This window comes from Pseudomonas sp. URIL14HWK12:I5 (genome assembly GCF_900176445.1).
Classification (GTDB): domain Bacteria; phylum Pseudomonadota; class Gammaproteobacteria; order Pseudomonadales; family Pseudomonadaceae; genus Aquipseudomonas; species Aquipseudomonas monteilii.
This window is the reverse complement of sequence record NZ_FWXQ01000009.1, coordinates 165,275-179,280: the sequence shown is the minus strand read 5'-3', so window position 1 is coordinate 179,280 and position 14,006 is coordinate 165,275. Positions and strand designations below refer to the sequence as shown.

The following is a 14,006-nucleotide window of genomic DNA, read 5'->3' as shown; positions in this document are numbered from 1 at the left end:
GCTCCTTGGCAGGTTCAGACGATGGGGTCATGCACGGTCACCAGCTTGGTGCCATCCGGGAAGGTCGCTTCGACCTGCACGTCGTGGAGCATTTCGGCAATGCCGGGCATCACCTGCTCGCGGGTCAGCACTTCGCGCCCGAGGCTCATCAACTCGGCCACAGTGCGGCCATCGCGTGCGCCTTCGAGCACGGCGGCGCTGATCAACGCCACCGCTTCCGGGTAGTTAAGCTTCAGGCCACGGGCCAGGCGCCTTTCCGCCAGCAAGGCAGCGGTGAACAGCAGCAGTTTGTCTTTCTCTCTTGGGGTCAGCTCCATGGCGCTCTCTCAGGTGGCCCAGATGCGTGGTGGGCAAGCTGGCAGGCCGAGGACGGCCGGGCGCAGCACATGCCACAGACGTTGCAGGGTGCGTTGCAGGTGTTGGTTGTCGTGGTCGAGCACACGGATGACCAGCAACGACCCCAGCAGGGTCGCGCCGGCCGGGGTGTCCAGTTCATCCAGCAGCGGGCGAACCTGCTCCAGCACCGCCTGGTCGGCCGGTGCCGCACAGAACGTGGCGAGCAGCGGGTGGCCGCCGAGCTTGTCCAGGCGCCCGCCTTCGATGCGCAGGCGTTCGTGCAGGCCGACTTCGTCGGGCAGTTCAATGTGCAAACGGCTGTCCAGCCTGCCCTGCTCGAAACGCTCGCTCATGACCGGGCGGCCGAGGCACAAGGTTTCCCAGGCCAGCAGCCGCGCCCCGGGTTCCAGGGTGAAACGGCTGTCGAGGCTGGCGCGGGCGCCGGAGAAGAAGATGCTGTCTTGCGGCAGCCATTCCAGGGTGCTGCCAGCCGCCAGCCGAAATCGCTGGGTCAGCCGTGCGGTGGGGCCGATGCTGCGGTAGAACTTGCTGGCGCCGGGCATGGTCAGCAGCGCGTGGCTGCCAGGTTCCAGGTGGATATCCAGTTCCAGGCGGTCGCCGGCGACAATGCCACCCGGCGGGTGCAACACATAGACATGGCACGGCGCACCTTCAGGATAGAAAGGCCGCTGCACCAAAAGAGGTCCGAAATGGCGCCACGCACCAAGGCGGGTCACGTCGTCGCGCCTGACAAAGCGCAACTGCAGGTGGGCGCTCCAGCCTGCATCGTCTTGTTGTTGTTCGATCTGCTCCGCGAGCGACATCCTGCGGCCCCTGAAATCCGTGGCCTGATGGCCGTTTAGAGGGTCCGGCGCGGGCGGCTGCTAGCGCGCACGGCCTGACCACTCGATCAAATTCGCAGGCTGGATATAGCAGTTTGCGGGCCAACTCCGCAGGTGAAGGCAGATGAAACTTTTTTCGTAGCCGCTCTGGCACAGGGCATACGGGGGAATGGCGCACAAAGCGGGGGCGCGCACTGGCCCTGTTTCGGTGCCAACAGATGTGCCATCGGGGCTGCAAAGCGGCCCCAAACACATCAAGACTCAGTAGTCGAAGCGGTCCACCGCACGGCGGCGTTCGTTGTCATCACGCCGGTCATAGATGGCCGTGGTCTGGATATTGGCATGGTGTGCCAACTTCTGCGCAATCGACAGGTCATGCTCTTCGATCACCCGGGTGATGAATGCCCGGCGGAAGTCGTGCGGCATGATCTTCACCCCCACCTGTGCACCGCGCTGGCGGGCGATGTAGTAGATGGCATGTTTGGTAATGCGCGCCCGGGTTATGTGGCTGCCACGGCGGATGCGGTTGAACAGGAACGGGTCATCCTCCGCACCGGCAGGCAGGTCCTGGCGGCGCAGGTCGAGCCAGGCCTGCAACTTCTCGAATGCCCACGGTGGTGCGTACTTGACCAGTTGGTGGTTGCCCTTGCCCACCACCTGCAGGCTGCGCGCCTCGAAATCGACCTGGTTCAGGTCGATGTCGACCGACTCCGACTTGCGCATGCCGGTTCCGTACAGCAAGGCAATGATCGCGGCATCGCGTACGCCCTGCGGCCGAGGGTCGGCCGCGCACACGTCCATCAATTCGCGAATCAGGCTGCGCCGCAAGTTGCGCCCGGGTGGCAGGCGGGTGCCAGTGGCCGGCTTGACCTCGCGAATGCGCAACAGTTGCTCATGATCGATCAGGCCCTGGCGCCAGGCCTCGTTCATCACGCCGCGAATCGCGTTGACGTACAGCGACGAGCTGTTGGGGGCGTATCCGTCGGCACGCAGGGCAGCCACCAGCGCGATCACATGGCCGGGCTCGAGCCGATGCCAAGGCACATCGACGATGTTGCAGTCGACAAAGCCCAGCCGGTCGGCGGCGTCCTGAAGGATGTAGCGCATGGTTTGCTGGCTGGATGGGGCCAGGCGGGCCATGTACTGCAGCAGCGGATTGTTGGAAAGATCGGACAAAACGTGAATCCTGTAGCGAAGCGGCGGCCGGTATTGAGCTGGCCAGCATCTCAAGCAAGTTGAAACGATTGATGAACGAGGGCCAATGACGTTTCAAGCGCACGCCATTCGAACCCGAAGAAGTGCCATCATCTTGATATTCATGGATTTTATAACTGACACGGGCCAGATCTTAACCCATTTACAGCGTCAAGGGCCGCCCGTACGGCGCCAAGCCTGCCAGCCAACTAAATGGCCGTCGGCCACCACCCTGGAAACATCTGCTGCACCCGGGGCTCGGCAAAGCGCTCATCAATCAGCACCAGTACGCCACGGTCCTGGTCACCTCGGATAACCCGGCCCGCCGCCTGGATCACCTTGCGCACCCCCGGGTAGAGATAGGCGTAATCGAACCCCGCACCAAACTGCCGCCCAAGGCGCTGCTTGAACTGCTCGTTGACCGGGTTGACCTGCGGCAGCCCGAGTGTTGCGACAAACGCGCCGATCAAGCGCGTGCCCGGTAAATCCACCCCCTCACCAAAAGCACCGCCCAATACGGCGAAGCCGATGCCCTGCCCGTCGCTGACAAAACGATCGAGAAATGCCTGACGGGCCGCCTCGTCCATGCCCGGTTCCTGTGCCCATTGCGGAATCTGCGCATGCTGCTCTGCCAACAGCCCTGCCACCTGCTGCAGGTATTCGAAACTGCTGAAGAAGGCCAGGTAGTTGCCCGGCATCCGCTCATACTGCCGGGCAATCAGCTCGACGATTGGCGCCAGAGAGGCGTGACGCTGCTGGTAACGGGTAGACACCTGGCTGGCAATCCGCACCTCAAGTTGCTCTGCGCGAAACGGCGCGGCCACTTCCAGCCAGGCGGTGTCGGCTGGCATGCCCAGCAGGTCGCTGTAGAAATGCCGCGGGCTCAGTGTGGCGGAAAACAGCGTCACGCTACGCGCCGCCTGCATGCGCGGGGCCAGCAAGCGCGCCGGGGTGACATTGCGCAGGCACAGCGTGGCCAGCCGGCGCTTGCGTGGGCCCTGGCGCTGGCTGATGTCGAACAGGAAGTGCTCGTCGAACAGCTCGGCCACCCGGGTGAATTGCAAGGCGTGGTAGAAGAACTGCAACACCTGCGGGTCCATGTGCGCGGGCGCCTGGTTCATCTGATCCTGAATCAACCCGATGCACTGCTGCAAGGCGCGCAACAAGCCTTCGGGCAACGACTCGCTGGCCTGATACGGCGCACGCTGCTCTTTATACAACGCGTTCCATTGCCGGTTCAGCCGGTCCAGCGCACTGCCAAGCCCGGGTGGTTTGCTCTGGCGCAATGCCAGCAACTGGCCCTGGTCGAGGCTGGCGCTGTACATGCCGCGCCCACGCTCGACCAGGTTGTGCGCTTCGTCCACCAGCACGGCAACGCGCCACTGGTTGAGCTGGGCAAGGCTGTACAGCAGCGCATGCGCATCGAAGTAGTAGTTGTAGTCGGCGACCAGCACGTCGACCCAGCGCGCCATCTCCTGGCCCAGGTAGTACGGGCATACCTGATGTGCCAAGGCCACTTCACGCAGGTTGGCGCGGTCGAGCAACGGCAGTGCTGCCGCCGCTTCGCGCGCCGCCGGCAAGCGGTCGTAGAAGCCCGCCGCCAATGGGCAGGACTCGCCATGACAGGCCTTGTCCGGGTGCTCGCAGGCTTTGTCGCGGGCGATCAGCTCCAGTGTGCGCAACGCGGGCTGGGGCGTTGCATCGGTAATCTGGCGCATGGCGTCCAGCGCCAGCGCCCGGCCCGGCGTCTTGGCCGTGAGAAAGAACAGTTTGTCCAGCTGCTGCGGCACCATGGCCTTGAGCAGCGGGAACAAGGTACCGAGGGTCTTGCCAATGCCGGTGCTGGCCTGGGCCATCAGGCAACGGCCGGTACTCACCGCCTTGTACAAGGTTTCGGCCAATTGCCGCTGGCCCTGGCGGAACTGTGGGTAGGGAAAGCTCAGTGCCTGAAGGCCCTGATTGCGTTCGGCCAAACGTTGCTGCTGGCATTGAGCCCAGCCCAGAAAGCGCTGACACTGGATTTCGAAGAAGGCCCGCAGTTCAGTAGCCGTGAAATGCTCACTGAACAGCGTCTGCCCATCGCTGTCGACGTCCAGGTACACCAACGCCACCTCGATGGCCGACAGTTGACGTGCCTGACACATCAGCCAGCCATAAACCTTGGCCTGCGCCCAGTGCAACTGCCGGTGGTTGGCCGGCTGGCGCGCCAGGTCGCCACGGTGTGTCTTGATCTCTTCCAGGCGATTGCTGGCCGGGTCGTAACCATCGGCACGGCCGCGCACCTTGAGGGTTTCGAACTGGCCTTCGAGGGTAATTTCCGACTCGTAGCCGGCAGCACGCCGTGCCACCACCCGCTGGTGCCCTTCAATGCCCTCTTGAGCGGTGGGCGACGGGGTGAAGCGCAGGTCCAGGTCACCGACCTTGGCACTGAACTCGCACAAGGCGCGCACCGCCACACTGTAGCTCAAGGTGTTTCGCTCCAGCGTACATGGCACACCGCGACCGGCAGTCCGTGTTGCCGGCAGAATTCCAGCCAGCGCAGTTGGTTATCCTGCAGGCGGTCACCGGGCCCCTTGACCTCGACCATGCGATAACGGCCCTGCTCGGGCCAGAACTGGATCAGGTCGGGCATGCCGGCACGGTTGCTGCGAATGTCCTGCAACAGGCGCAGGAAGCACTGCTTCAACTGGGCCGCCGGCAGGCAAGCCAAGGCCTGCTCCAGCAGTTCCTCGCTGAGCATGGACCAGAACACGAATGGCGACTGCAAACCCTGCTTGGCCTTGTAGCAGTCGAGAATCGCCTGGCGATGGCTACCCTCGTCGAGCCGACCGAGGCAGTGATCGAACAGCGCACTGCGCCGTTGCTGGAAGTCGCTGTCGTGCAGGTCTTGCGGCCCTGCCTGGAACGGGTTGAAGAACGCGCCGGGCACCGGAGCAAAGATGGCCTCCCAGCACAACAGGCCAAACAGGCTGTTGAACAGCGTGTTCTCCACGTAGTGTGCCTGGCCTCCCGCTTGTGCCAGATGCTGGCGCACGGCTTCCTCCACGCCGAGTGCTGCGTGCTCGCGGGGCAGTTCGAGTTCGATCAGCTCCAGTGGCGCAACCCGCTGGCGCCGCTGTGGCGGGCCGCCGAGTTTTCGCGCCAGGCGCGGCAGCATGCGCTCCAGCGCCTGCACCTCCAGCGCATTGGCAGGTGCCGCAGCCAGCTGCAACGCCAATGCGTGGGCCTGGGGCCATTGTTCGCTGCGCTCCAGCACCCGCACCTGGCGGATACGTGCCTGAGCATGGTTGCACTGCGCATACACGGCCATGGCCAGGTCCCATTCAGCTAGGCGCTCGCAGTGTTGGCCCAGGGCGAATTGCAACCGCGCATGGCGCCGCGCCAGCCAGGGGTTGTCGCTGTGCAGGCCCTGCAACGCCGCGAGGATTGGCAGCGGGTCGCCGCCCTGCTCCAGGCGCTCGGCGCACTGGTGCAGCGCCATGGCCAGGTCGACTTCGGCACGTTGCTGCAAGGCACGTGAATCGGTGCTGAACGGTACCTGCTCGTAACGCAGTACCCCCAGGTCAGCGAGGACGAAGTCAGACCAGTCCTGGTACAGGTTGCCGAAGAACAGCAGACGCATGCGGTCGCACAGGGGCTGCAGGCACCACTGGACAATGCGTACCTCGCTGTCAGGGAACCACTCGCTCAGAGGTCGGGCAGCCAGCTCCAAGGGTTGCAGCTGTGCCAGCAGATCCTGCTTGGCGGCGCGGGGGCGGCTCAATTGCGGGGCGAAGCAACGGGCCAGCTCGTCTTTGCGCAGCAAGGCGAACAGTTGCTCCAGTGCCAGTTGCTCGGGCTCCCGTACCCAGCCGAGGGCCTGCAACGGCTGCAGCGCCAGCGCGGTATCGCCGATTTCGACGTAGTCCAGCCGGTCGCTGCGAAACAACTCGCCCTTGCGCATGACCATGCGCACCATCAAGGCCTGAGCGGGTGCCTCCAGTTGATTGAAGGCCTGGATGAACGCCAGCTCCTGGTCATCGAGCAGGTCCTGGTAGCGCTGTTCTACCCACAGCAGCACCTGGCGGAAATTGTGCAGGTAGTAGAACGGGTCGTCGACGGAATGAGCGATCACAAGTACAGAGTCAGGCGGCTGGAACAACCACTGGTTATACATACAGACCAGCGCGCCTGGCAAGTACCGTGGGTCACTCCGTCGCGGTGACCATGTCCCCCGCCTCGGCCTTCACGCTGCCAAGCGGCGCCTGCAGCAGCAGGAAGTAAGCCACCGCCGAGCACAGCGCCACCACCGCACTGATCATGAACGCCGTGGTGAACGAGCCCGAATACTGGATGCTGAAGCCGGTCACGATCGGCGCGACAGAGCCGGCGATGTAACCGCCGAAGTTCTGGATCGAACCAAACGAGGCCACGCGCTGGCTGTCGACGATGGTGTTGACGATCATCCAGGCGGTTGCGCTGGCCATGTTGATGCTGAACAGCGCCAGGCACAGCAGGATGATGCAGCCGGTCAGGCCGGTGACGAACGACAGCGGCAAGGTGAACAGTGCTGCCAGCACCAGGCCGGTGATGACACTGAACTTGCGGCTGCCCAGCACACTCATGCCACGTTTTACCAGCCAGTCGCAGAAGCGGCCGGCAACGATAGTACCTGCCGCGCCAAAACCGTAGGCCAGCGACACGACCCAGGCGGTCTTGTACAGGTCCAGGCCGTGCTCACGCTCGAAGTAACCCGGCAACCAGGTCAAGTGCAGCCACAGCATGTAGATCACACCCATGAAGCCCAGTACCGCCCCCCAGGTGCTGCGGTGCTTGAACAGGTCGAGCCAGCCGGCAAAGTAAGAAGGCTTCGGCGCGTGCACCGAGGACGCGGGCGCCTGGTGCTCCCCCGGCAGCGGCTTGCCTTCGGCTGCCAGCTCGGCCAGGTATCGCGCCTTGCTTTTGTAGAAGCTCAGCCAGCACACCGCCAGTACCACGCCGATCACGCCTGTAATGATGAACATGCCGCGCCAGCCGAAGTTGACCATGAACAGCGTCAGCAACGGCGGTGCCAGACAGGGACCAAGGCAGGTCGACGACCACACCACGCCGGTTGGCGTGCCGCGTTCGTTGGCATCGAACCACTCCGACAAAGCCTTGGCGGCCGACGGGAACATCGGCGCCTCGCCAATCCCCAGCAATACCCGCAGGCCCATGAAACCGGCAAAACTGCTGACCATGCCGAACGCAGCCTGGGCAACCGACCAGCCCAGCAACGAGGCACCGAGGGCGATCTTGCTGCCCAGGCGGTCGATGATCATGCCCATCGGCAGTTGGGCAAAGGCATAGGCGATGGAAAACGCCGACAACAGAATGCCCATCTGCGAAGGGCTGATCATCATGTCTTTCTGGATGGAGGTGTTGGCGATCGACAGCGCACTGCGGTCCAGGTAGTTGACGATGCCGATCAGCAGCAGGAACACGACGGTGATGCGCTGGTACTTCTTCATAGGGTTCATGTGTCGACCTTTATTATTATTGTTGCCGCGCTGTCAGCGCCTTGGCGATCCCTCGTTGATGCTGCGCCCCTCCCTGGCGCAGCGTGTCGTTCAGGGCCTGCGTGCAGTGGCTGCAACCTCCAGCAAGCCACGCCGGCCGAGGTTGTCGATCAGCGCGCGCAGGCCGAACGCCCATTGCGGTGCCAGGTCGCTGGTGGTCACGCGGTTGCACAAGGTGCCCAGTTGCGGGTTGCTGATGCTCACCACATCGCCCGGCTTGTGGGTAAAGCCGTTGCCCGGCTGGTCGCGGTCCTGCTTGGGCGCGAACAGGGTGCCAAGGAACAGCACCAGGCCGTCGGGGTATTGATGGTTTTCGTTAAGCGTCTGCTGCACCAGGTCTTGGGGGTCGCGGCTGATCTGGCGCATGGAGCTGCGACCCGACAGGACGAAACCGTCTTCACCCTCCACCCGCAGGTCCACCTCGGCAGTGCGAACGTCGTCCAGCCCGAAGCTTTCGTCAAACAGCCGCAGCAGCGGCCCCAATGCAGTGGAGGCGTTGTTGTCCTTGGCTTTGGACAGCAGCAAGGCACTGCGCCCTTCGAAGTCGCGCAGGTTGACGTCGTTGCCGAGCATGGCGCCCTTGATACTGCCATCGCTCGACACCGCCAGCACCACTTCCGGCTCCGGGTTGTTCCAGCTGGACTTGGGGTGGATGCCGATGTCCGCGCCATGGCCAACCGCCGACAGCGGCTGGGCCTTGGTGAATACTTCGGCATCCGGGCCAATGCCCACTTCCAGATATTGCGACCACAGGCCCTGCTCCACCAGCACCTTGCGCAGCGCTTCGGCTTGAGCCGAACCCGGCACGATCTGCGAAAGGTCGGCGCCAATGCGGCTGGCCAAGGTGTCACGGATCGCATCGGCCTTGGCCGGGTCACCCTTGGCCTGCTCTTCCACCACACGCTCCAGCAGGCTGGTGGCGAAGGTCACACCCGCGGCCTTCACCGCCTGAAGGTCGATGGGTGCCAACAGCCATGGCTGGCGCGGGTCGCGCCGGGCGGGGTCGCTGTTGGCCAGTAACGCCGGTAGCGCAATGAGCGGCTCGGCCAACGGCAAGGCACGCAGGTATGCGGCCGGGTCATCCACTTCAAGCAGCGCCGAGACCGTCGCCACATGGCTGCTGATATCGTAGACGGCGCCAGCCTTCACCCGCACCACCGCCGGCCCCTGTTCCGGCAACCAGACGCGCCCTACCCAACTGCCACTGTCGAACACGCTGGCATCAAAACTTAGCGGTAGCGGTTGATGGGTGTTCGATCGATCATCAGTCATCTGTGTACCCTTACTGTGCATCATTGGGAAAATGTCGGCAGTTCCATCAGCCCGGCCAGGCGGTCGAGGTCGGCCATCAACTGCGGCGACAGGCTTACGCCCTGCGCCAGTGCCTGGCGACGCAGGGCAAGGCCGGCTTGCCCGGGCAGGCGTACCGGGCGTTCGGGATCGAGCGGGCGGCTTGCCAGAATCAGGCGGCCAAGGAAGCTGGTTTCGTGGGTGAACGCCTCCAGGCCACCGAAGAAGCGCGGGTCAATGACCACGGCAGTGGCCGAGGCGCCCCACTGGGTGGGTTCGTCCTTGCGTCCATGACCGGCCAGGCCCGAGGTCAGGGCTTCGACCAGCAGCGCCAAGGCGAAGCCTTTGTGACCAAAGGCCTGCCCCCCCAGAGGCAGGATGCTGCCTGGCGGGGTAGTGAAAAAATCGCGCGGGTCGTCACTCAGTTGCCCGTCGTTGCTCAACAGCACCGGGTGCGGCAGGCGGCTGCCGGCATCGCGGCATTGGCCCACCAACCCGAGGGTGACAGTGGACATGCTGACGTCCAGCAGTATCGGCTCGCCCTGGGTCGGTACACCGGCAGCAATCGGGTTGGGGGTGTACACGGGGTCGATACCGCCATGGGCGCAGACCAACGCCACAGACGGGTCCGACGAGTAGACCATGGCCACCAGGCCTTGGTCGGTATAGGGCTTCAGGTAGGCGGCCAGGCAACCTATGTGCGAAGCCCGGCGCACCACGGCGATACCGATGCCCTGCGCGGTTGCACCTTTGGCTGCGCAGTCCAGTGCACGGCTGACGCAGTATGGCCCCAGTACATAGTGGCCATCGAACACGCTGGAAATACCACTGTCCGACACGTGCTCCAGCGCCTGTGCGCGGGCCTTGACCTGCCCGCTGAGGATGCCATCGATGTAACGGCTGACCAGGTTCAGGCCATGGGTGCGGTGCCCGAGCAGTTCGCCTTCGAGCAGCACCCGGGTGACCACTTGGGCGACTTCGCTATCGGCACCGGCTTTTACGAACAGTTGCTCGACAAAGGCGGTTAGCGCTTGCACGTTGTAACGTGTGGGTTGGGTCATTACGGTTGCCTCGAAAATGGGACGGGAGCGGACGATCAGGTCACGGCGCCAATCTGCCAGGGCACGAATTCGTTCTGCCCATAGCCGTGCTGTTCGCTCTTGCTGCGCGCCCCGGAGGCAATGCGCAGCATCTGATCGAAGATGTACGCACCCCGCTCCTCGATGCTGGTGGAGCCATCGGCAATGCCACCGCAATTGACGTCCATGTCTTCTTGCTGGTGCTCGAACACCCGGTTGTTGGTAGCCAACTTGATCGACGGCGCGGGGGCACAGCCGTAAGCCGAGCCTCGACCGGTGGTGAAGGCGATCAGGTTGGCCCCGCCGGCCACCTGGCCGGTGGCCGAGACCGGGTCGTAGCCGGGGGTGTCCATGAACACCAGGCCTTGTGCGCGCACGGCTTCGGCATACTGATACACGTCGACCAGGTTGCTGGAACCCGCCTTGGCCACCGCGCCCAAGGATTTCTCGAGGATGGTGGTCAGCCCGCCTGCCTTGTTACCGGCCGAAGGGTTGTTGTTCAGTTCGGCGTTCATGCGCTGGCAGTAGTCTTCCCACCAGCGAATGCGCGCCACCAGCTTCTCACCCACCTCACGGCTGACTGCGCGGCGCGTCAGCAAGTGCTCGGCGCCGTAGATTTCCGGGGTTTCGGAAAGGATCGCGGTACCACCGGCGGCCACCAAGCGGTCAACCGCATTGCCCAGTGCGGGGTTGGCGGTAATCCCCGAGTAGCCATCGGAGCCGCCGCATTGCAGGCCGACTACCAGATGCTGTGCGCTGACCGGTTGACGCCTCACCTGGTTGGCCTCGGCCAGCAGGCTGCGAACCTGCTCGATGCCTGCCGCGATGGTTTTCGAGGTGCCACCGATGCCTTGGATCGTGAAGGCACGCAACTGTGCGCTGGCCTGCAGGCCCTGGGTTTCCAGCAGGCTTTCAATCTGGTTGGTTTCGCAGCCCAGGCCGATGATCAGCACGGCAGCGAAGTTGGGATGCACGGCGTACCCGGCCAGGGTTCGGCGCAGCAGGCCAAGGGCTTCGCCGCTGGGGTCCACGGCGCAGCCGGCACCGTGGGTCAGGGCCACCACCCCGTCGATGTTCGGGTAATCGGCAAGCGCTTCGGGGTGGATGTCGCGGCGGAAATGGTCGGCCACCGCCCGGGCTACCGTGGCCGAGCAGTTCACCGACGTGAGAATACCGATGTAGTTGCGGGTAGCGACCCGGCCATCGGCGCGCACAATGCCTTGGAACTGCGCTGCGCTGCCCGGCTGGCTGCGGGTATCGACACCGAAGGCATAGTCGCGGGCAAAGTCACCCATCTGGACGTTGTGCACATGCACATGGTCGCCGGCATCGATGGCCTGCGATGCAAAACCGATGATCTGGCCGTACCGGCGCAGCGGCTGGCCCTGCTCCACACGAACCGTGGCGAGCTTGTGGCCCGAGGGGATAGGCTGGCGCACGGTAATCGCCTCGGCCTCCAGGCGCAGGCCTTGCGGCAGCGGCTGACGGGCGATCAGTACATTGTCCAGCGGGTTCAGGCGGATGACGGCAGGGTCACCGGATTTGGCAATCAGTTGCATGGGACCTCTCAGGGCGGTGCGGCTGACTTCTTGTTATGGCTGTGGCCACTTTAAGAAGCCTTGCGTGGCATTCCCAATGAGATGATCCGATCAAGCGATAACCTGAGGTTATCGCAAGAGGATTTCAGCACCTGATTATCAATCACCTGTGAGGCCATGAGGGCTGCGCTACACGGCCTCGGGGCTATCTCTATAAGGCCCTGCGACGCTGCGCACCCTCCAGCAGGATCTCGACAAACGCCCCAGCCGAAGCGCTCAGCGGTTCCTCCTTACGGGTGACCACACCATACTCCAGCGCAGGTACATGCAAGGGGCTGCGCAGCTCCTTGAATTGCCCGCTGGCCAGCTGTGCGGCAACCATCGAGCGCGGCAACATGGCAATCATAGGTGCCGATTGCAGCAGCTGCAGGAACATCGGCATGGAGATGGTCTCGACACTGTCGGCAGGCGTGGCGATACCGGCCACCCGGAACGCCTGCTCCAGGCGGTTGCGGATCGGCGTGCCCACCGGGTACAGCACCCACGGCCAGTCGCCTAGCGCTTCAAGGGGTGTGCTGTCGAGCTGGTTGAGCGGGTGCTCGCTGTTCACTACCAGGCTGAAAGGTTCGGGCTCCAAGGGCTGGAAGTCGAACAGCTGGCTGAAGCGTTCCTCAGTAAAGCGGCCGATCATGATGTCCAGCTTGTTCTGCTCAAGCATGGCCAGCAGGTGATCGCTGGAGTGCTCCACCACTTCAATCGACAGTAACGGGCTGCGCGCCTTGATGGCGGCGATGGCCTGCGGCAGAACCAATGCAGTCGCGGCAAAGATACCGCCAACACGAATAAAGCCGTGCCCGCCGTTGCGCAGGCGGTTGACCTGGTCGACGAACTGCTGCGACTCGGCCAGCGCACCCTGAGCGTAACGCACCACGTACTCGCCCAGTTCGGTAGGTGGCATGCTGCGCGGCAAGCGCTCGAACAGGGCGAAGCCGAACTGCTCCTCAAGGTCGCGCAGCATCTTGCTCAGGGCCGGCTGGCTAAGGTTCATGCGGGTTGCGGTTGCATGCATGTTGCGCGTGCGCGCCAGGGTGTCGATCAGCACCAGGTGCTTGTAGCGAATCCAGTTGCAAAAGCTGGAATGGGTCATGTCCGGCGGCATAGACGCAGGGCCTCATGCTGGGTGAAGGTCATTGCGCCCGCAAGTAGCGCAGCAAAGTATCGAGGGCAACCGAGTGGGGCCGTGAACGCAAGGTGAGTACACCGAGGTTGGCCATGGCCAGCGGCAGTTCCACCGGCAGGATGGCGACCATCCCATAGCGGGCATAGTGCTCGGCTACGTCATTGGGCACCACTGCAATCATTTCAGAGGCTTCGAGCATGGCCGTGGTTGCCAGGATCGAGGCGGTTTCGACGATGTCCAGCGACTGCACCATGCCGCCGGCCTGCAGCGCGCTTTCGACGCGGCGGCGCATCGGGCTGCCGATGGGGTGCAGGATCCAGGTCAGGCTCACCAGGTCTGCCAGCTGCAACCCGGTGGCGCGGGCCAAGGGGTGGCCTGCGCGGGCAATCACGCGCATCTGCTCACCCCCTTCGAACAGCTCGATGTTCAGCGCCTGGCTGTCGCTCTGGTCCGGCAGGCGCCCCACCACCATGTCGAAGTCACCGCGCAGCAAGGCGGGCAGCAAGGTATCGCTGGTACCGACTTCCAGGGCGATGCGTACCTTGGGGTGGTCGTGCTTGTAAGCCAGTATCGCCTTGGTCAGCACGCCCGGCACCGGCCCCATGACGCTGCCCACGCGCACCAGGCCCAAGGCCCCGCGCGCCAGCTCGGCGATTTGCGCCTGGGCATGCTCGAACTCATGCAACGCGTTCTGTGCGTAGCGGATCATCACCTCGCCGTACAGCGTTGCTTGCATGCCCCTTGGCAAACGCTCGAACAACCGTACGCCAAGACGCTCCTCCAGTTGTTGCAGCAACAGGCTGGCCGCCGGTTGCGTGGTGTGCATCGCTGCCGCAGCGCGGCGCAGGTTGCCAAATTCGCCCAAGGCATTGAGCAGCGTGATCTGCCGGCTGGAGATTTTCAGTGCGCCAAGGCTGGCAGGCGCCTGGGCGTTATCGGGCGGCAAGCGAGACATATCGAATCCGGTATCGCTGATTAAGATTTGGCGATTATGCCTGTATCGCTCGACA

11 protein-coding genes are annotated in these 14,006 nt (G+C 63.9%); all 11 read right to left on the bottom strand.

Annotation, left to right across the window (positions count from 1 at the left end; all coding sequences use genetic code 11):
• Positions 1–14 precede the first annotated feature (14 nt).
• On the bottom strand, positions 15–317 hold the full coding sequence (locus B9A31_RS20735) for an urease subunit gamma (RefSeq protein ID WP_003253929.1): 303 nt from the start codon (positions 315–317) through the stop codon (positions 15–17).
• 9 nt (positions 318–326) lie between these two features.
• Entirely contained in the window at positions 327–1,160 is an 834-nt protein-coding gene (locus B9A31_RS20730; RefSeq protein WP_019099104.1) for an urease accessory protein UreD, read from the bottom strand.
• A gap of 279 nt (positions 1,161–1,439) precedes the next feature.
• Positions 1,440–2,354, bottom strand: coding sequence for a site-specific integrase (gene xerC / locus B9A31_RS20725; RefSeq protein WP_016714157.1), 915 nt, complete (start codon positions 2,352–2,354; stop codon positions 1,440–1,442).
• Between the two features lie 227 nt (positions 2,355–2,581).
• Positions 2,582–4,840: an ATP-dependent DNA helicase gene (locus tag B9A31_RS20720; RefSeq protein ID WP_019099103.1), complete on the bottom strand. Its 2,259-nt coding sequence runs from the start codon at positions 4,838–4,840 to the stop codon at positions 2,582–2,584.
• Entirely contained in the window at positions 4,837–6,486 is a 1,650-nt protein-coding gene (locus tag B9A31_RS20715; RefSeq protein ID WP_025753034.1) for a VRR-NUC domain-containing protein, read from the bottom strand. The genes B9A31_RS20720 and B9A31_RS20715 overlap by 4 nt, the downstream gene beginning before the upstream one ends.
• Positions 6,487–6,559: 73 nt before the next feature.
• Positions 6,560–7,861, bottom strand: coding sequence for an MFS transporter (locus tag B9A31_RS20710; RefSeq protein ID WP_019098283.1), 1,302 nt, complete (start codon positions 7,859–7,861; stop codon positions 6,560–6,562).
• A gap of 99 nt (positions 7,862–7,960) precedes the next feature.
• Positions 7,961–9,205 (bottom strand): fumarylacetoacetate hydrolase family protein, encoded by a 1,245-nt coding sequence (locus tag B9A31_RS20705; protein WP_371257718.1) that lies wholly within the window; start codon positions 9,203–9,205, stop codon positions 7,961–7,963.
• Complete coding sequence (locus B9A31_RS20700; RefSeq protein WP_084297320.1) at positions 9,202–10,260, bottom strand: Ldh family oxidoreductase; 1,059 nt, start codon at positions 10,258–10,260, stop codon at positions 9,202–9,204. Before B9A31_RS20700 ends, B9A31_RS20705 begins: the two co-directional genes overlap by 4 nt.
• Positions 10,261–10,295: 35 nt before the next feature.
• Positions 10,296–11,837: a UxaA family hydrolase gene (locus B9A31_RS20695; protein WP_016714163.1), complete on the bottom strand. Its 1,542-nt coding sequence runs from the start codon at positions 11,835–11,837 to the stop codon at positions 10,296–10,298.
• Positions 11,838–12,027: 190 nt separating this feature from the next.
• The gene (locus tag B9A31_RS20690; RefSeq protein ID WP_084297319.1) at positions 12,028–12,975 is read right to left on the bottom strand and encodes a LysR family transcriptional regulator; all 948 of its coding nucleotides are present in this window, start codon (positions 12,973–12,975) and stop codon (positions 12,028–12,030) included.
• Between the two features lie 28 nt (positions 12,976–13,003).
• Positions 13,004–13,951: a LysR family transcriptional regulator gene (locus B9A31_RS20685; RefSeq protein ID WP_016714165.1), complete on the bottom strand. Its 948-nt coding sequence runs from the start codon at positions 13,949–13,951 to the stop codon at positions 13,004–13,006.
• Positions 13,952–14,006 lie beyond the last annotated feature (55 nt).